The sequence below is a fragment of the Streptomyces sp. NPDC047515 genome, assembly GCF_040643055.1.
Taxonomy (GTDB): domain Bacteria; phylum Actinomycetota; class Actinomycetes; order Streptomycetales; family Streptomycetaceae; genus Streptomyces.
Genome location: NZ_JBEYTM010000024.1, coordinates 40,512 through 57,988 on the forward strand (window position 1 = coordinate 40,512; position 17,477 = coordinate 57,988).

General features: G+C 71.0%; 14 protein-coding genes. 5 read left to right on the forward strand and 9 right to left on the reverse strand.

Features of this window, described 5'->3' with window-relative positions; all coding sequences use genetic code 11:
* Position 1 precedes the first annotated feature (1 nt).
* The 4 genes from ccrA to ABZ826_RS20800 form a co-directional block, all read right to left on the reverse strand.
* Positions 2-1,375: a crotonyl-CoA carboxylase/reductase gene (ccrA, locus tag ABZ826_RS20785; protein ID WP_361450051.1), complete on the reverse strand. Its 1,374-nt coding sequence runs from the start codon at positions 1,373-1,375 to the stop codon at positions 2-4.
* Positions 1,376-1,734: 359 nt separating this feature from the next.
* Positions 1,735-2,532, reverse strand: a complete 798-nt coding sequence (locus tag ABZ826_RS20790; RefSeq protein ID WP_361450054.1) for a GNAT family N-acetyltransferase — start codon at positions 2,530-2,532, stop codon at positions 1,735-1,737.
* Between the two features lie 105 nt (positions 2,533-2,637).
* A complete protein-coding gene (locus tag ABZ826_RS20795; RefSeq protein ID WP_361450057.1) occupies positions 2,638-3,477 on the reverse strand; it encodes a TetR family transcriptional regulator in 840 nt (279 codons plus the stop codon).
* Between the two features lie 91 nt (positions 3,478-3,568).
* Positions 3,569-5,350 carry a 3-hydroxybutyryl-CoA dehydrogenase gene (locus ABZ826_RS20800; protein WP_361450060.1) on the reverse strand — a complete coding sequence of 594 codons (1,782 nt, stop codon included), beginning with the start codon at positions 5,348-5,350 and terminating at the stop codon, positions 3,569-3,571.
* 360 nt (positions 5,351-5,710) lie between these two features.
* Here ABZ826_RS20800 and ABZ826_RS20805 point away from each other — a divergent pair, with 360 nt between their 5' ends.
* Positions 5,711-6,283, forward strand: a complete 573-nt coding sequence (locus ABZ826_RS20805; RefSeq protein ID WP_361450063.1) for an adenylosuccinate lyase — start codon at positions 5,711-5,713, stop codon at positions 6,281-6,283.
* A 59-nt stretch (positions 6,284-6,342) separates the two neighbouring features.
* Here the strand turns inward: ABZ826_RS20805 and ABZ826_RS20810 are convergent, their stop codons facing one another.
* The 3 genes from ABZ826_RS20810 to ABZ826_RS20820 all read right to left on the reverse strand — a co-directional run bounded on the left by ABZ826_RS20810 (position 6,343) and on the right by ABZ826_RS20820 (position 9,823).
* Complete coding sequence (locus tag ABZ826_RS20810) at positions 6,343-6,894, reverse strand: GNAT family N-acetyltransferase (protein WP_361450066.1); 552 nt, start codon at positions 6,892-6,894, stop codon at positions 6,343-6,345.
* Positions 6,895-6,958: 64 nt separating this feature from the next.
* Complete coding sequence (locus ABZ826_RS20815; RefSeq protein WP_361450069.1) at positions 6,959-8,563, reverse strand: alpha/beta hydrolase; 1,605 nt, start codon at positions 8,561-8,563, stop codon at positions 6,959-6,961.
* Between the two features lie 228 nt (positions 8,564-8,791).
* Positions 8,792-9,823 (reverse strand): Rv2578c family radical SAM protein, encoded by a 1,032-nt coding sequence (locus tag ABZ826_RS20820; RefSeq protein WP_361450072.1) that lies wholly within the window; start codon positions 9,821-9,823, stop codon positions 8,792-8,794.
* Positions 9,824-9,973: 150 nt separating this feature from the next.
* On the opposite strand from ABZ826_RS20820, the gene ABZ826_RS20825 reads away from it, so the two are divergent.
* From ABZ826_RS20825 to ABZ826_RS20835, 3 genes are all read left to right on the forward strand, one after another.
* Complete coding sequence (locus ABZ826_RS20825) at positions 9,974-10,417, forward strand: SRPBCC family protein (RefSeq protein ID WP_361450075.1); 444 nt, start codon at positions 9,974-9,976, stop codon at positions 10,415-10,417.
* Positions 10,418-10,605: 188 nt separating this feature from the next.
* The gene (locus ABZ826_RS20830) at positions 10,606-13,068 is read left to right on the forward strand and encodes an MFS transporter (protein ID WP_361450078.1); all 2,463 of its coding nucleotides are present in this window, start codon (positions 10,606-10,608) and stop codon (positions 13,066-13,068) included.
* A gap of 196 nt (positions 13,069-13,264) precedes the next feature.
* Positions 13,265-13,996 (forward strand): class I SAM-dependent methyltransferase, encoded by a 732-nt coding sequence (locus ABZ826_RS20835; protein WP_361450081.1) that lies wholly within the window; start codon positions 13,265-13,267, stop codon positions 13,994-13,996.
* 18 nt (positions 13,997-14,014) lie between these two features.
* On the opposite strand, the gene ABZ826_RS20840 is transcribed toward ABZ826_RS20835, so the two are convergent.
* Entirely contained in the window at positions 14,015-14,905 is an 891-nt protein-coding gene (locus tag ABZ826_RS20840; RefSeq protein ID WP_361450084.1) for a LysR family transcriptional regulator, read from the reverse strand.
* Positions 14,906-15,030: 125 nt separating this feature from the next.
* Between ABZ826_RS20840 and ABZ826_RS20845 the strand changes: the two genes are divergently transcribed.
* Positions 15,031-16,032, forward strand: coding sequence for an aldo/keto reductase (locus ABZ826_RS20845; RefSeq protein ID WP_361450087.1), 1,002 nt, complete (start codon positions 15,031-15,033; stop codon positions 16,030-16,032).
* Positions 16,033-16,034: 2 nt separating this feature from the next.
* On the opposite strand, the gene ABZ826_RS20850 is transcribed toward ABZ826_RS20845, so the two are convergent.
* Entirely contained in the window at positions 16,035-17,465 is a 1,431-nt protein-coding gene (locus ABZ826_RS20850) for an amidase (RefSeq protein WP_361450090.1), read from the reverse strand.
* Positions 17,466-17,477 lie beyond the last annotated feature (12 nt).

The following is a 17,477-nucleotide window of genomic DNA, read 5'->3' on the forward strand; positions in this document are numbered from 1 at the left end:
GTCAGACGTTCCTGCTGTGCTCGTCGGTCCGCTCCGCCGACGCGTCACGGAACAGGTTGATGGCGTCGAGGTGCTTCTCGCGCAGCTCGTGGTCGCGCACGCCCAGGCCCTCGCGCGGGGCGAGCGTCAGCACGCCGACCTTGCCCTGGTGGAGGTTGCGGTGGACGTCGTACGCGGCCTGGCCGGTCTCCTCCAGGGAGTAGACCTTCGACAGCGTCGGGTGGATCTTTCCCTTGGCCACGAGCCGGTTGGCCTCCCACGCCTCGCGGTAGTTGGCGAAGTGCGAGCCCACGATCCTCTTCAGTGACATCCACAGGTAGCGGTTGTCGTACTCGTGGTTGTAGCCGGACGTCGAGGCGCAGGTGACGATCGTGCCGCCCTTGCGGGTCACGTACACCGAGGCGCCGAACGTCTCGCGGCCCGGATGCTCGAAGACGATGTCGACGTCCTCGCCGCCGGTGAGCTCGCGGATGCGCTTGCCGAACCGCTTCCACTCGCGCGGGTCCTGGTGGTGCTCGTCCTTCCAGAACCTGTAGCCCTCGGCGTTGCGGTCGATGATCGCCTCGGCGCCCATCTTCCGGCAGATGTCCGCCTTCTGCTCGCTGGAGACGACACAGATCGGGTTGGCGCCGCCCGCCAGGGCGAACTGCGTGGCGTATGAACCGAGTCCGCCGCTGGCGCCCCAGATCAGGACGTTGTCGCCCTGCTTCATGCCCGCGCCGTTGCGCGAGACGAGCTGGCGGTACGCGGTGGAGTTGACCAGGCCCGGAGCCGCGGCCTCCTCCCAGCTGAGGTGCTGAGGCTTCGGCATCAGCTGGTTGGACTTGACGAGCGCGATCTCCGCCAGGCCGCCGAAGTTGGTCTCGAAGCCCCAGATGCGCTGCTCGGGGTCGAGCATCGTGTCGTTGTGGCCGTCCGAGGACTCCAGCTCGACCGAGAGGCAGTGCGCGACGACCTCGTCGCCGGGGTGCCATGCGTTGACACCGGGGCCGGTGCGCAGGACGACGCCCGCGAGGTCCGAGCCGATGACGTGGTACGGCAGGTCGTGGCGCCGGGTGAGCTCGCTGAGCTTCCCGTAGCGCTCCAGGAAGCCGAAGGTGGCCATGGGCTCGAAGATCGAGGTCCACACGGAGTTGTAGTTGACCGAGCTCGCCATGACGGCGACCAGTGCCTCACCGGGCCCGAGTTCGGGCACCGGGACCTCGTCGAGGTGCAGTGACTTGCGGGGGTCCTTGTCGCGGGTCTCCAGCCCGGCGAACATCTCCGTCTCGTCCTTGTGCACGGTCACCGCGCGGTACGACTCAGGGATGGACAAGGCCGCGAAGTCCGCGGCTGTGCTGTCCTGCGATTGGATCGCGTCCAGGATTTCCTTCATGGTGTGCCTCCGGCGGATGGGGGCGCTGAGGGAACGCTTGAGAGTCCCTGCAAGCAGACGGGGAGCTGTGTGGTGTGGAGGTGCTGCCGTCGGTTCGGCTGGTAAGGCTGCGGCTTGCTCTGTGGAGCAGAAGGGTTTGCCTGTGACGCAGGCGTCCGGGCGCGCAGGCACCTTGCTTGCGGGGACAGTCGGCGTACGCGAGATCTCAGCACGCCGACCGCCCGGACAACTTCAACGTATGGCACTCCGTGACACCTGGCAAGGCACTCGGTGCCAACAATTTCTCTCACTTGTCACCCGCAGGGCACGCATGAGCAAGGGGAGGGGTGTTCTGGGTGGTTACGTCCTGCTGAATGCGGTCAGCGCGAGGGCCGGTACACGTACGGGGTCGTGGTGCTGAGGGCCAGGAATCCGAGTCGCTGGAGGATCGGGCTGCTCTGGTCGGAGGCGTCGACCTGAAGGTAGTCGTAGCCGCGCTCCGCCGCGATCCGGGCGCGGAAGGCGACCAGGGCGCGGTAGATGCCCCTGCCGCGCCACGGCCGGACCGTTCCGCCGCCCCAGAGCCCTGCGAAGCCCGTGCCCGGGTACAGCTCCATCCTGGCCGAGCTCACCGGCTCGTCGCCCGCCATCGCGAGGACGCCCACGAAACCGTCCGGACCCTCGGCCAGCCTGGCCAGCACCTGATGCCGCAGCCGCGACCAGTCCGAACCGAAGGCCCGCTCGTGGGCGCGGGCCATCAGCTCCACATCGTCCGCGTCGCTCACGGTGCGCAGCCGGATGCCCTCGGGGAGCTCCACCGTCGTCGAGAGGTCCGCCACCGGGGCGACCAGCAGGGCCTCCGGCTCCTGTGCCTCGAAACCGGCGGCGAGAAGCCGCTCCGGCAGGTCGGCCGGCCGGTCGTGCGCGTACAGCTTCCACTCGAACTCGTCATGTCCGAGAGCTGTGCAGTGCGCCACCTGCGCCGCGATCGCCGCGTCCGCGCCTGCCGGATCCAGGTCCGGGGCCGACCAGACCACACCGTTCCAGTCGTGGGCCGTGCCGACCTGGCGTACGACGCCACCGGTGCGTTCGATCCGGACGCCGGGGCCGTCGGGGCGGGCGCGTTCGCGCATCTCGCGGTCGAAAAGGGCCAGAAGTGTGTCGCGATCATGATTCATCCGCACACCACAGCACCGGGGTGCGGACGGGGCAACCGGGTTTCGGCACCCCCGGCCGTCGGGCGCGCGGGCCGGGTGGTGGGACCGGCCGGCCCGCCCCCTCGCTCAGCGGTCCTCAAGCGCCTGCTGGATCGTCCGCATCACTTCGTCGAGCGGCGCGTCCGTGCGCGCCACCGCGACCAGTACCTCGCCCTGGGGCGCCACCAAGGCTGCCGGCTGCTTCGACGGTTCGGCACCGGCGATCCGGCCCGCGCCGATGCCGCTCCCGAACGTGTCGCGGACGATCGAGAAGGCGTGGTCGAGCTGGGCCTCCACATCGCCCTCGCCGCCCGCTCGCAGCCAGCGGCGCAGCACATGGTTGTGCGCGGTGACGACGGCGGATGCCGCGACCTCGGCGAGCAACGGGTCGTCATTGCCGACATGGTGGTCGCGCTCGTCGAAATGGCCCAGCAGATACCGGGTGAACAGCCGCTCGTAGCGGGCCACCGAGGCGATTTCGGCCTCACGCAGCGTGGGAACCTCGCGGGTCAGCTTGTAACGCGCCACGGAGACCGCGGGCTTCGCCGCGTACATCTTCATGACTTCCTTGATGCCGCGGCAGACGGTGTCGAGCGGGTGCTCATGCGCGGGGGCGGCGTTGAGGACGGCCTCGGCCCTCACGAGGGTGTCGTCGTGGTCGGGGAAGATCGCCTCTTCCTTGGAGCGGAAATGCCGGAAGAAGGTTCGCCGGGCGACGCCCGCGGCACCCGCGATCTCGTCGACGGTCGTCGCCTCGTACCCCTTCGTGGCGAAGAGCTCCATCGCCGCGGCGGCCAGTTCGCGGCGCATTTTGAGCCGTTGGGCTGCGGCGCGGGTGCCTGCGGCACCGGCGGCGCGGGTGCCTGCGGCACTCTCCGCGGTGTCGGGCGCGGCGGAGACACGGGGGGACTTGGCGGGCTGGGACATGGTGTGAACGTACTGCATCGGTGAGGGGGAACGCGCCTGCGGGGGAGGGCCGCCCGACGGGTCGAGCAGCCCTCCCCAGCCGGTCCCCGGCTCAGCGCCGGGCATATTCGCGGAAGCCGCGCCCCGTCTTGCGACCGAGGCAGCCGGCGGCCACCAGATGTTCGAGCAGTGGCGCCGGGGCCAGGCCCGGGTCGCGGAACTCGCTGTGCAGCACCTTCTCGATGGCGAGTGAGACATCGAGCCCGACGACGTCGAGGAGCTCGAACGGGCCCATCGGGTAGCCGCCGCCCAGCTTCATCGCGGCGTCGATGTCGTCGAGGCTCGCGTAGTGCGCCTCGACCATCTTGATCGCGTTGTTGAGATAGGGGAACAGTAGCGCGTTCACGATGAAACCGGCCCGGTCCCCGCAGTCCACCGGGTGTTTGCGGACCCTGACGCACACCTCACGGACGGTGGCGTGGACGTCGTCCGCGGTGAGCACCGTACGGACGACCTCGACCAGCTTCATCGCGGGCGCCGGGTTGAAGAAGTGCATCCCGATGACGTCCTGCGGACGCGAGGTGGCCCGCGCGATCGCCACGACCGGCAGTGACGAGGTGGTGGTGGCGAGCACGGCACCGGGCTTGCAGACCTTGTCCAGCGTCCCGAACAGCTGCTGCTTGACCGTCAGGTCCTCGGCGACCGCCTCGACCGCGAGATCGACATCGGCGAAGACGTCGAGCGAACCGGCCGCGGTGACCCGGGCCAGTGTCTCGTCCCGCGCCTCGGCCGTCAGCCGCCCCTTGGAGACGGAACGCTCCAGCGACTTGCCGATCCGGACCTTCGCCGCGTCCGCCTTCTCCTGGCCGCGGGCGGCGAGCACCACGTCGTAGCCGGCCTTCGCGAAGACCTCGGCGATCCCCGAAGCCATGGTGCCGGAGCCCGCGACCCCCACCGAACGCACCGTGCGCCCGGTGGCCGTTCCCGCGCTCTCGCGCGGGGTCAGCGCGTCCGGCACCACGGTCGGACTGCCGGGTCCGGTGTACGTGTAGAAGCCGCGGCCCGACTTGCGGCCGGTCAGCCCCGCCTCGCTGAGCTGCCTGAGCACGGGAGCGGGGGCGTGCAACCGGTCGTGCGACGCGGAGTACATCGCCTCCAGGACGGTGCGGGCGGTGTCGATCCCGATCAGGTCGAGCAGGACGAGCGGGCCCATCGGCAGGCCACAGCCCAGCTTCATCGCCGCGTCGATGTCCTCACGGGAGGCGTAGTTCGCCTCGTACATCGCGGCGGCCTGGTTGAGGTATCCGAACAGCAGCCCGTCGGCGACGAAGCCCGGCCGGTCCCCGACCGCGACCGGCTCCTTGCCCAGGCTGCGGGCCAGCTCGGTGACGGCCTCGACGGCCGGCGGCGCGGTCAGCACCGAGGAGACCACCTCGACCAGCTTCATCGCGGGCGCCGGATTGAAGAAGTGCAGGCCGAGTACGCGCTCGGGGTGCAGCGACTCGGCGGCCAGCCGGGTCACCGACAGGGCGTTGGTGCCGGTCGCCAGGATCGCGGTGGGGGAGACGACCGTGTCGAGCTCCCGGAAGACCTGCTGCTTGATCTCGTACGACTCGGGCACGACCTCGATGACCAGCTCCGCCTCCGCGGCGGCCCGGAGGTCACCGAAGGTGCGGAACCGGGCGAGGACGTGGCTCCGCTCCTGCTCCGTGATCCGCTCGCGCCGCACGGCGCGGGCGGTCGCGGCTTCCAGGGAGGCGACGGCCTGACGGGTGGCCGCCTCGCTGATGTCGATACCGATGACCTCGTGGCCGGCGCGGGCGAGGACCTCGGCGATGCCGGTGCCCATGGTGCCGAGGCCGACGACGGCGATGGTGCTGAGCGGGGTGTCCATCACGGGACTCCAGAGAATGAGTGACGACTGTGAGGAAGCACGGCGCGCGTCGAGAGGACGAATGGGCGCCTGGCGTGCGGGAATTGCGTGTCGTGGTGCACGGGGCCGGAGCGTGTTGGGCACGCCCGGACCGGGAAGGGGCGACGGACTCTGTCCCGGAGTCACGTCTCGCGAAGATGCCGAACCGACAAGCACTCCGAGTGGCTGCGTCACCAGGCCACCGGAGTAAGCGGGGAGTGTGTCCCGCTCACATGAACTTAACCGGTGGGTAACGAGCGCGCCAGTCCTGGGGCACCGTGCGCCATGTCACATTCACCCCGGCTCTCGATACACAGTGTTCCCGTCGATACGCTGAGGGTCATGGATGAGGAGTTCCGCTCGCTGACGGACCGGCTGGCCGACGAGGCGGGGGAGTCCGCGGCGTACCACAGGCTGCTCGCCACCGACGACGACGAGGAACTGGCCGGTGTCCTCGTGGAAGCCGAACGCCCGCTCTGGGCGCGGGAGATCGCTGCCTTCCGGCTCGGCTGCGCCGGTGACCGGCGGGCCTTCGAGGCGCTTGTCCTGCTGCTCAACCACCGCGACCCGGAGCGCTGCGTCTGCGCCGCCCACGCCCTGGAGCGCCTCGGCGACCCCCGCACCCCCCGGGCCGCCGCCGCCCTGGCGACCAACACCCTGCGCACCGCCTACGCCCTGCATCCGGTGCGGCTGCTCACGGCGCTCCGGGCCCCGGAGTCCGTACCGGCGCTGATGACCACCCTGGAGCCGCTTCTGAGCCCGGAGGAACCGCACTGGCGCGTGGCGCTGGCCTGCGTGGAAGGGCTCGGACAGCTGGGGGACGAACGGGCCCGTCCCCTCCTGGAGGCGGCCCTCCCGCACCCGCGGCTGGGCGGCGCGGCCCGCGACGCGCTCAGCCGGCTGCGGGGGGTCTGAGGACGGGCGGATGTCTCGTCCCCGGGCGGCACCCCGTGTGCCGGTGGGCGCGGACGTGTTCAGACCGTGCCGGGGAGCCCGAGAGCGCGTACGTACCGCAGCTCGGGCACGAGCACGCCGTCCACCTCGAAGGACTCTTCGGCGCCGTCGGGAAGGAAGCCGGCGCGCTCGTAGAAGCGGCGGGCCGGGCCGTTCTCCCTCAGCACCCAGAGCGCCAGGTCCGGGAAGCCGTCCGCGGCGGCGCGAGCGAGCAGCTCCGCCATCAGGGCGCGCCCGGCCCCGGTCCCGATCTGCTCGGGCAGTACATAGATCGCGTACAGCTCACCCCGGTCCAGTCGCCTGCCGTCCTCGCGGTACGGGCCGTAGCAACCCCAGCCGATCACGCCGAGGCCCGCGCGTTCGGCCGCCACATTCACCACCGGGTTGCCCTCGGCGAAGAATCCACGGCGCAGTTCCGCGTCCTCGGCGACGTCCATGGCGTCCAGATACGACTGCGGCATCAGCCCGGCGTACGCGGACTGCCAGCCGCGCACCCGGACCTCCGCGACGGCCTCGCAGTCGTCGACCTCCATGTCCCGTACGAGCACACCGGGCCCGGTCCGTATCGTCATGCGGGTCATCCTGACGCATACGCCAGGATGACCCGTACCGGATATCGGCCCGGTCCGCGGACCGTCAGCCGCGGAAGCCGAGCAGGCCGTGCAGGATGCCGCCCCTGCTGCCGGTACCCGTTCCCCCGGCCGCCTTCGCCGCGGCCCTGCCGGTCAGTGGTTGCGGGTCGGGGGACTTGGCGCAGACCGCGTCCGCGTCGGCCCGGCCGCCCTCGCCGCGCGGGACGGTGCCCTTGGCGAGATAGTCGGCCAGATAGGTGTCCAGACAGTCGTTGCCGCTCAGCGTGATGCCGTGATTTCCACCGCCCTGCTCGACGACCAGGCTGGAACCGTGCAGCCTGCGGTGCAGGGTGATCCCGCCCTCGTACGGCGTGGCCGCGTCCTCGGTGGCCTGGAAGAGCAGCACCGGCGGCAGGTTCCTGTTGGAGACCTGTACCGGGTTCAGCGGTTCCACCGGCCAGTCCGCGCATGGCGCGTTGTACCAGGTGTTGTTCCAGGTGAAGAAGGGTGCCTTCTCGTGCACCTTCCAGCTGTCATTGCGCCAGGTGTTCCACTGGCGGGGCCACGGGGTGTCGCGGCACTGCACGGCCGAGTACACGGAGTACCCGTTGTCGCCCTTCGAGTCGACCGCGCCGAACCGCTTGTACGCCTCCACGAGCGCTTCCTGGTCGTGGTCGTGCGCATACGCGGCGAACGCGTCGGCCAGGTAGGGCCAGTAGCCGTTGTAGTAGCCGCCCGGCAGGAAGGTGTCCTCCAGTTCGCTCGCTCCGACCCTCCCGCCCGCGGGGTGGGCCCGGACGGCTTCGCGCATCGCGTACCAGGCGCCCTCGACCTTCGCCGGATCGCTGCCGAGCCCGTACGTGGTGTCGTGCCTCGCCACCCAGGCGGCGAACGCCTTGTGGCGGGCGTCGAAGGCGTAGTTCTGGCCGATGTTGTCCTCGTACCAGACGCCCTCGGGGTCCACGTTCGAGTCGAGCACCAGGCGCCGCACCCGCTCCGGGTACAGCTTGGCGTACACCGCGCCGAGGTAGGTCCCGTACGAGTAGCCGAAGTAGTTGAGCTGCTGGGAGCCGGTCGCCTGCCGGATCACATCGAGGTCCTTGGCGGCGCTGACCGTGTCCATGTGGGGCAGCAGGTCCGGGTACTTCTCCCCGCACGCCTTCGCGAACGAGGCGGCCCGGTTCCGGTTGGCCTGCTCGACCTCGGGCGAGTTCGGCGTCGAGTCGGGACGCAGCGGATCGAAGTACTTCGGCACGCAGTCGAGCGCGGGCTCGCTCTTCCCGACGCCGCGCGGGTCGAAGCCGATCACGTCGTACTGCGCGGCGACGGCCTTCGGCAGCGAGGACGCGACGAAGCCGGCCATCGACAGGCCGCTGCCCCCCGGGCCGCCCGGGTTGACCAGCAAGGGCCCCTGGAAGGTCTTCGCGGTGTGCGGGATCCGGGACAGGGCGAGGGTGATCTGCCGGCCCGACGGATCGTCATGATCGAGCGGAGTGCTGACCGATGAGCACTGCAGCCGCGGATACGACGCGGTGCCGCAGTCGGTCCAATCGAGCTGGGCTGCGGCGCGCCGCGCGCCGGCGTCGGCGGTTGCCGGGGAAGGGGCGGCGGTCACCAGACCGGCGACCGTCGCCCCGACGGCGAACAGAATTCCTGGACGTTTCGTCATATGGCCTCCCGTGGTGGGGGAAAGACGGCCGCGCGTGGCGCAGCCCCCGCCGCATGCTCCCCGCATTCGCGTCCGGGAGGACATGTTCTGCTGAGAGTTGACCCGTTTGCCTGTCTCTTCCGCGCCGGCCCTGCCCGCGCCGGCCCTGCCCGTGCCGGGGCTGCCCGTGCCGGGGCTGCCCGTGCCGGGGCTGCCCGTGCCGGCCCTGCCCGTGCCGGGGCTGCCGGGTCAGAGCAGGGTCAGCTGGGTGGACCCGGGACCGTCGAGCGGTGGCCGCTGCTCCCGGCGTACGGGGAGCCTGCGGGCCGGGCCGTGGTGCGAGGGGCCGATGCCGAACTCGGTCGCCAGCTCGTGGACGTGGCGCGTGATGCGCCGCTGGTACCACTTGGGCGCGTAGGGCCCCTCGGCGTACAGCCGCTCGTACCGCCGCACCAGCCGGGGGTGGTGCTGCCCGAGCCATCGCATGTACCACTCCCGGGCGCCGGGCCGCAGGTGCAGCACGAGCGGGGTCACCGAGGTCGCCCCGGCCGCGGCGATCGCCCGGACCGTTGCGCGCAACTGGTCCGGATGGTCGCCGAGGAACGGGACGACGGGCGCCATCAGCACGCCGCAGTCGATGCCGTTCTCGCTCAGGGTGCGCACGGCGTCGAGGCGGCGCCCGGGGGAGGGGGTGCCGGGCTCCACGGTGCGCCACAGCCCCTCGTCGACGAAGCCCACGGAGACGGAGATGCCGACGTCGGTGACCTCGGCGGCCTGCCGCAGCAGCTCCAGGTCGCGCAGGATGAGCGTTCCCTTGGTCAGGATGGAGAACGGGTTCGCGTGATCGCGCAGCGCCGAGATGATGCCGGGCATCAACCGGTAACGGCCCTCGGCGCGCTGATAGCAGTCGACATTGGTCCCCATGGCGATGTGTGCGCCGTGCCAGCGGCCGGACGCCAGCCGTTCGCGCAGCAGTTCCGGGGCGTTGATCTTGACGACGATCTGGGAGTCGAAACCGATCCCGGTGTCGAGGTCCAGATAGCTGTGGGTCTTGCGGGCGAAGCACGCGTGCGTGCAGCCCCGGTACGGATTGACCGTCCACTCGAACGGCATCCGTGATGCGCCCGGCACCCGGTTCACGATCGAGCGTGCCCGGATCTCGTGGAAGGTGATCCCCCTGAACTCGGGGGTGTCAAAGGTGCGCGTGGTCACCGCGTCCGCGGCGAAGAGCGCGCCGGTCCCGGCCTCCCGGGTGTTCTCGACCAGATTGTCCCAGCGCATGGACGCCTCCTCGGTAGCGCTGGACAGAGAATAGAACACTTGTTCCCTTGATCGTTTTCTCCCCTTCGTCCCGGCCCGGATTTTGAAGGAGGTTCCCCGAGGTGGTTGGCTCAGCACACCCCCGAACAACCGAGTGCTGGAGGAACAGCCATGGCGCAGGTCGAGGCAACGACGGAGCGAGTCATCGCGGCGGACGCGGAGACGGTGTTCGACGCGCTGGCCGACTACCAGGAGGCCCGGCGCAAGGTGCTGCCCGGACACTTCAGCGAGTACGAGGTGCGCGAGGGCGGCGACGGCGAGGGCACGCTCGTCCACTGGAAGCTCCAGGCCACCAGCAAGCGGGTGCGCGACTGCCTGCTGGAGGTCACCGAGCCCACCGACGGGCAGCTCGTGGAGAAGGACCGCAACTCCTCGATGGTCACCACCTGGACCGTCACTCCGGCCGGTGAGGGCAAGTCGAAGACGGTCGTCTCGACCGTCTGGAACGGCGCCGGAGGCATCGGCGGATTCTTCGAGAAGACCTTCGCGCCCAAGGGGCTTGGGCGGATCTACGACGAGCTGCTGAGCAACCTCGCCGCCGAGGTCGAGAAGTAGCTCCACGCGCGCTTGACCGGCCTCACCGGTTCGGGTGGTCTTCTCGGCCCGCCGGTTGTGCGCCGTAGTGGCTCCGACCGGGAGCTAAGCCCCCCGAGTGCGCTGTCAGCGCCCCCTCGTCGCGTTTGCCGTCCCTTATCGCGCAATGCGAGAAATGGGCGGCGCAGACGCGACGAGGGGAGCGGCACGTGGTGGGTGGGATCACTCTGTTGGAGGACGAGCCGAACGGTACGGGGGCCGCCGAGGCGGCGACCACGCTGCCGATTCCGCCGCCCTCGCCGCCGCCCGCCGGGGAGGAGGCCGCCCCCGCCCCGTCCGCCGAGCCGGAGACCAGTCCCCGCCACATCCGGCTGGTCTTCCTCGGACTGATGCTGACGCTGCTGCTCGCGGCGCTCGATCAGATGATCGTCGCCACGGCACTGCCGAAGATCGTCGGTGAGCTGCACGGCCTGGAGAAGATGTCCTGGGCCGTCACCGCGTACCTCCTCGCGTCCACCATCGGCCTGCCGATCTACGGAAAGCTCGGCGATCTCTTCGGCCGCAAGGGCGTCTTCCAGTTCGCCATCGTCGTCTTCGTCATCGGTTCCGCGCTGGCCGGCTGGTCCCGCACCATGGACGAGCTGATCGCCTTCCGGGCCGTCCAGGGCATCGGCGGCGGCGGACTCATGATCGGTGTCCAGGCGATCATCGCGGATGTCGTACCGCCACGGGAACGCGGCCGGTTCATGGGGCTCATCGGCGCCGCCTTCGGCCTCGCCTCGGTCGCGGGGCCGTTGCTGGGCGGGTTCTTCACCGACCACGCCTCCTGGCGCTGGTGCTTCTACATCAACGTCCCGTTCGGCCTGATCACCCTCGCCGTCATCACCGTCGTCCTCAAACTTCCCCGGTCCACCGTCCGGTCGCGCCTCGACATCCTCGGCGCCCTGCTGCTCGCGGCCGCCTCCACCTGTCTGGTGCTGCTGACCAGTTGGGGCGGGACGGAGTACGCCTGGGGGTCACGCACGATCCTGGGGCTCGCCGCCGGAGCCGCCGGAACGGCCCTGCTGTTCCTCGTCGTCGAGCGCCGGGCAGCCGAACCGATCATCCCGCTGCGGCTGTTCCGTGACTCCATCTTCAATGTCACCGCCCTCGTCGGCGCGGTGGTCGGAGTCGCGCTGTTCGGCGCCGCGAGCTATCTGCCGACCTTCCTGCAGATGGTCGACGGCGCCTCGGCCACCGAATCCGGTCTCCTGATGCTCCCGATGATGGGTGGCATCGTCGGGGCTTCCGTCGTCTCCGGCCAGCTGATCTCCCGCACCGGCCGATACCGCGTCTATCCGATCCTCGGCGGAGCGTTCTCGGTCCTCGGGATGTGGCTGCTCTCCCGGCTCGAAACGGACACCCCGCGCCTCGAATACAGCTTGGCGCAGGCGGTGCTCGGCATCGGGATCGGCCTGATCATGCCGGTACTGGTGCTCGCGGTCCAGAATTCCGTGGAGCCTGCCGACCTCGGCGCCGCCACCAGCGCCAACAACTACTTCCGGCAGATCGGCGGCAGCGTCGGCGCCGCCGTCTTCGGGACGCTCTTCGCGGGCCGCCTCGCGGACGCGCTCGCCGCCCGCCTGCCGTCCGGCGCCGACCTCCCCGACCCCGAGTCGATCTCCCCGCAGCTGGTCCACGCCATGGAGCCCGCGCTGCGCGACAGTTATATCCAGGCGTACGCCGACGCGATGCCGCGGATCTTCCTCTACCTCGTGCCGGTGCTCGTGCTCGGCCTGTTCCTCGCCTTCTTCCTCAAGGAGAAACCGCTGGTGTCCCACCACAGCCCCGAATCCGCCGCCGAGTCCACCACCGAGTCGGCGCCGATCCCCGCAGCCCGCCCCGCCGCCGCCCCGCCGCCGCCCGTGTACCTGTCGGGTGTGCCGGTGAGCGGCAGCGTCCAGCACCCCGACGGCACCAAGGTCCCGAGCGCCGCCCTCACCCTCATCGACGTCCAGGGGCAGCAGGTCGGGCGGGGCGCGAGCGGTGAGGACGGGAGGTACGCGTTGAGCGTGCCCGGCGCCGGTGCGTACGTTCTCATCGCCGCGGCGGGCGGGCACCAGCCGCAGGCCGTCAGTGTCACCGTGGGCGAACGGCCCGTCGAGCTGGACGTGGTGCTCGGCGGTGCCGGGCGTCTCGCCGGGATCGTCGTCACCGCCGACGGCATCCCGGTGCGCGATGCCGCAGTCACCCTCACCGACGTGCGCGGCGACGTGGTCGCGTCCACCCGCAGCGGTCGCGAGGGGGGTTACGTGATCTCGGAGCTGGTGGCCGGCGAGTACACCCTCGCCGCCAGCGCCCCCGCCTTCCGGCCCGCCGCGCTGCCGGTGAGCGTGCAGGCCGCCAGGGAGACCCGGCAGGACATCGAACTCGCCGGGGGTGCGGTGCTGCGCGGCATCGTACGGGCGAGCGGTGGCCGGCCCGTCGAGGACGCCCGGGTCACGCTGCTGGACGCGGCGGGCAACGTGGTCGACACGCTCACCACCGGGCCCGACGGGGCGTTCCGGTTCGTGGACCTCTCCACCGGTGAGTACACGGTGATCGCGGCCGGGTACCCGCCGGTGGCCACCGTCCTCCAGGTCGCCGGCGGCGGACGCACGGAACGCGACCTGCAACTGGGGCACGAGGACTGACAGGAGGACGGACTCGTGGGCCACGAGGTCTGATTCGAACGGGCACTTGGCCGGGTTCTGCGCCCCAGGTCGCACACCTGGTGAAGGATGTCGTCGCGGAGGGGTGGACGCTGTGCGTGGTCTTGCCGCCACCTCTCCGGGGCGGTAGTCCGGACCTGAGCAACATCCCTCGGAATCAATGGACTCGGGAGTGACCATGGGCGTGTCGGAGCGGTACCGCGATGCGTGGGAGGGCTACTGGTCCGCCACCTCGGACACGCCCGGTGAGGCGATCTGGGACGCCGACCCGTCCCTCAGCTCCGTCCCTCACACCGAACTGCTCCTGCCGTACGCCGACACCGCACTGCCCGTCGTCGACCTCGGCTGCGGGAACGGCACCCAGACCCGCTATCTCGCCACCCGCTTCGGGCGCGCGATAGGTGTGGACCTCTCGCACGCGGCGATCGCGCACGCACGCCGCGCGGACACCGAGGGCGTCGTCGAATTCGCCCAGCTCGACCTGGGCGACTCCGAGGCCGTGACGGCCCTGCATGAACGGATCGGTGACACCAACGTCTACATGCGTGCGGTGATCCACCAGAGCGAGGCCGAGGTCAGGCCCGCCGTCGCCGCGGCGGTCGCGACGCTGCTGGGGGAGCGGGGCCGGGCGTTCGTCGCCGAGCTGACCCCGGACTCCAAGGCGGTGCTCCAGCAGGTGGCGCAGGGCCCGGACGGTCCGCCGGAGAAGCTGCGCCGGGTGCTGGAGCACGGGCTCAAACCGGCGAGCGTCAGCGCGGAGGAGGTGCCCCGGCTGCTGCGGGCGGCCGGACTGACCACGCTGGCCCAAGGTGACACCGCCCTGGCCCAGACCGCGTACCTGCCCGACGGAACCCGTGTCGACCTGCCCGCGCGCTGGTTCGTACTGGCCACGACGCCCGCCGTCGGCTGAGGTCCGGGCGGACCGCCCTCACGTCCCCTCGCCGCTCCGCAGCAGTGCCATCAACTCCCGCGCGCCCGGGCTCATAGCCCGGACCGCCGGGAGCACCACGGCACTCTCGTAGCAAGGCTGCCGAGGCCCTTCGAGCGCGACCGCCGTCAGCCCTCGCGCCTCGGGCTTGCGGGAGAAGTGATGGGGCACCAGAGCGATCCCGAGCCCCTCGTGCACCAGCTCCAGCAGGCTGTGCACGTCGTTCACCTCCAGGCCCACCGCGCGCCGCACCCGCGCCTCGGCGAAGGCCCCGTCCGCCGCTCGCCGCGGCCCCCAGTCCGGATGGAAGTCGATGAAGGACTCACCGGTCAGTTCGTCCCACGCGACGCGGTCCGCCGCCGTGAACCGGTGGCCGGGGGCGCAGAGCACGACCATGGGCTCACGTGCCAGCGGGAGGAGTTCACCGCGCCACTCGACGGAGCTGACGGTCGCGGCGAAGGCGGCGTCGAGTCGCCCGGCGGCCACCCCGTCCACCAGACTCGTGGTGCCCTCCTGACGGAGCCGGATCTCCATCAGCGGATGCCTGCGGTGGAACGCCGCCAGCAGACGCGGAAGATGCACCCCCGGCACACACTGCTCGACGCCCACCGACAGGGTGCCGCGCAGCAGTCCGCGTACCGCGTCGACAGCGTCCCTGGCCGCCCGCGCGCCCGCCAGTGTGCGCTCCGCCTCCACCAGCAGGGCGCGTCCCGCCTCGGTCAGCCGCACGCTGCGCGTGGTGCGGCTGAAGAGCGGGGTCCTCAGCTCCTGCTCCAGGGCCCGGACGGAGGCGGAGAGGCCGGACTGCGACACGGCGAGGCGTTCGGCGGCACGGGTGAAGTGCTCCTCCTCGGCGACGGCGACGAAGTGTTCCAGCTGGCGCAATTCCATGATTGAGAAATGTAGTCGCTGAATCCCAGCGGAATCTCCTGTTGGACTGCTGGATCGTTCTCGGTGAACCTGGACGTGAACCTGGACCCTGCCCACCGCAACCGCCCCTCTTCCGTGGAGCCCGCATGTACCTGCCGTCCGCCGACCGCTACCACTCCATGCCCTACCGGCGCACCGGGCGCAGCGGTCTGCTGCTTCCCGCGGTCTCCCTCGGCCTGTGGCACAACTTCGGCGGCGACCGGACGCCGGAGAGCCAGGGCCGGATCCTGCGCCGGGCCTTCGATCTCGGCATCACCCACTTCGACCTCGCCAACAACTACGGACCGCCGCCCGGCGCCGCCGAGACCGCGATGGGACGCGCGCTGGGAACGGACTTCGCCCGGCTCCGGGACGAGCTCGTCATCTCGACGAAGGCGGGCTATCGGATGGGGGACGGCCCGTACGGGGAGTGGGGGTCCAGGAAGAATCTGCTCTCCTCGCTGGACCAGAGCCTCACCCGGCTCGGGCTCGACCACGTCGACATCTTCTACTCCCACCGCTTCGACCCGGACACCCCGCTCGAAGAGACAATGGGCGCGCTGGACTCGGCGGTACGGCAGGGCAAGGCGCTCTACGCCGGCGTCTCCAACTACTCCCCGGAGCAGACCCGACAGGCCGCCCGGATCCTCCAGGAGCTGGGCACCCCGCTCCTGATCCACCAGCCGCGCTACTCGATGCTGGACCGCTGGGTCGAGGACGGCCTGCTCGCGACGCTGGACGAACTGGGCACCGGCTCGATCGCCTACTCGCCGCTGGAGCAGGGCATCCTCTCCGACCGCTATCTGCGCGGCATCCCCGAAGGCTCCCGCGCGGCGGGCGACAGCCCCTTCCTGACGCCCGATTCGGTCACCCCGGAGCTGGTGGACCGGCTGCGGGCGCTGGACGAGGTGGCTTCCGCGCGGGGGCAGTCCCTCGCGCAGATGGCGCTGGCGTGGGTGCTGCGGGGCGGCCGGATCACCTCCGCCGTGATCGGGGCGAGCAGCGTCTCCCAACTGGAGAACAGTGTCGAGGCGGTACGCAATCCGGAGTTCGGTGACGAGGAGCTGGCCCGGATCGAGGAGATCCTCAAGGGCTCGGACAGCCGCTGAGCTCAGTCCGCGGCGGCCGTTGGCTCCTTTGCCCGGCTGGTGTAGCGGTGGGCCCACGGCAGGGCCTCCTCCAGGACCGCCGACACTGCGAACAACAGGTCCTCGCGGCCCCAGCCGGCCGTGAGGGAGACCCCGAGCGGCAGGCCCTCGGAACTCCAGCCCAACGGGAGGCTGATGACCGGGAACCCGGTGGCGTTCCCGAGGACGGTGTTGCCGGTGAAGGCGGTCATCGCGGCCAGCTCCGCCGCCGGATCGGTGTCGTCGCGCAACTGACCGATGAGCGTCGGCGGGGTCGTCACGGTCGGGGTGACCACGATGTCGGCGTCCGCGTAGTCGAGCGTCCAGGCCCGCGCCCGCGCCTGGACGACACCGATCGAGGCGGCCAGCTCGCCCGAGGTCAACTCCTGTGACCGGAACCGGAGATGACGGACGATCGGGCGCAAGGCCGTCTCGTCGAACGTCATCGCTCTGGCCCCGACCAGCGCGGTGAACATCGTCTGGAAGCCCTCGGTGAACTCGGGGTCCGCCGCCTGGTCCCGGGCGAAGACGTCATGGCCGAGACCGGCCAGCGTACGGGCGGTGAGTTCGACGGCGGCGGCGACCTCGGCGTCCACGGGTCCCCCCGAGACCGAGCCCTGCGCGAGCGCCACCCGGAGCCGGGGGAACGGCGCCTCGCAGGCGCGCTCGTAGCTGTCGACGCGCGGCGGATGCACCGTGCCGGCTCCGGTGCGGGTGGTCAGCGCGTCGAGGAACGCCGCGGTGTCGCGCACGGTGCGGGCGAGCGGCCCCCGTACGGAGAGCCCCATTCCGTCGTTGCCGTTCGGGCCCGCCGTGACCAGGCCCCGGCTGGGCTTCAGCCCGACCACTCCGCAGGCGCTCGCGGGGGAGCGCACCGAGCCGGCGGTGTCGCTGCCCTGGGCGATCGGCACCAGCAGCGCGCCGACCGCGGCCGCCGCGCCGCCGCTGCTGCCGGCCGCGCTGCGCCCGAGGTCGAACGGACTGCGCGCGGGTGCGGACACCTCGGGCTCGGTGTAGCAGGCGGCCCCGAACTCGGGAACGGTGGTCTTGCCGAGGCTGATCAGCCCGGCATCGGCCATGACGTCGACGATCTCGTCGTTGTGGCCGGGGACCCAGTCGCGAAAGAGCGCGGAGCCCAGGGTGGTGCGTATTCCCGCGGTGGCCTCCAGGTCCTTGACGGCGGTGGGCACGCCGAACAGGCGCGGCAGTTCGGCGTGGCCCGAGGAGCGCAGGGCGCGTCCTGCCCCGGCCGCCGCCGCGCGGGCGCGGTCCGCCGACACGGTGGTGAACGCGCCCACCCGGTCGCCGTCCTTGATCCGGGCCAGCAGATGGTCCACGACTTCGGAGGGCGTCGTCTCGCCGCGCTCGTAGGCGTCGGCCAGTTGGAGCGCCGTGAGGTCGTGCAACTGCGTCATGGATGCTCCCAT

Excerpts from the sequence above, each read along its gene's own strand:
- ABZ826_RS20810 (WP_361450066.1), bottom strand. The coding sequence starts at position 6,894 with ATGACGATACGGACCGGGCCCGGTGTGCTCGTACGGGACATGGAGGTC.
- ABZ826_RS20815 (WP_361450069.1), bottom strand. The coding sequence starts at position 8,563 with ATGACGAAACGTCCAGGAATTCTGTTCGCCGTCGGGGCGACGGTCGCC.
- ABZ826_RS20790 (WP_361450054.1), bottom strand. The coding sequence starts at position 2,532 with ATGAATCATGATCGCGACACACTTCTGGCCCTTTTCGACCGCGAGATG.
- ABZ826_RS20835 (WP_361450081.1), top strand. The coding sequence starts at position 13,265 with ATGGGCGTGTCGGAGCGGTACCGCGATGCGTGGGAGGGCTACTGGTCC.
- ccrA (WP_361450051.1), bottom strand. The coding sequence starts at position 1,375 with ATGAAGGAAATCCTGGACGCGATCCAATCGCAGGACAGCACAGCCGCG.
- ABZ826_RS20805 (WP_361450063.1), top strand. The coding sequence starts at position 5,711 with ATGGATGAGGAGTTCCGCTCGCTGACGGACCGGCTGGCCGACGAGGCG.
- ABZ826_RS20795 (WP_361450057.1), bottom strand. The coding sequence starts at position 3,477 with ATGTCCCAGCCCGCCAAGTCCCCCCGTGTCTCCGCCGCGCCCGACACC.
- ABZ826_RS20845 (WP_361450087.1), top strand. The coding sequence starts at position 15,031 with ATGTACCTGCCGTCCGCCGACCGCTACCACTCCATGCCCTACCGGCGC.
- ABZ826_RS20825 (WP_361450075.1), top strand. The coding sequence starts at position 9,974 with ATGGCGCAGGTCGAGGCAACGACGGAGCGAGTCATCGCGGCGGACGCG.
- ABZ826_RS20840 (WP_361450084.1), bottom strand. The coding sequence starts at position 14,905 with ATGGAATTGCGCCAGCTGGAACACTTCGTCGCCGTCGCCGAGGAGGAG.
- ABZ826_RS20850 (WP_361450090.1), bottom strand. The coding sequence starts at position 17,465 with ATGACGCAGTTGCACGACCTCACGGCGCTCCAACTGGCCGACGCCTAC.
- ABZ826_RS20800 (WP_361450060.1), bottom strand. The coding sequence starts at position 5,350 with ATGGACACCCCGCTCAGCACCATCGCCGTCGTCGGCCTCGGCACCATG.
- ABZ826_RS20820 (WP_361450072.1), bottom strand. The coding sequence starts at position 9,823 with ATGCGCTGGGACAATCTGGTCGAGAACACCCGGGAGGCCGGGACCGGC.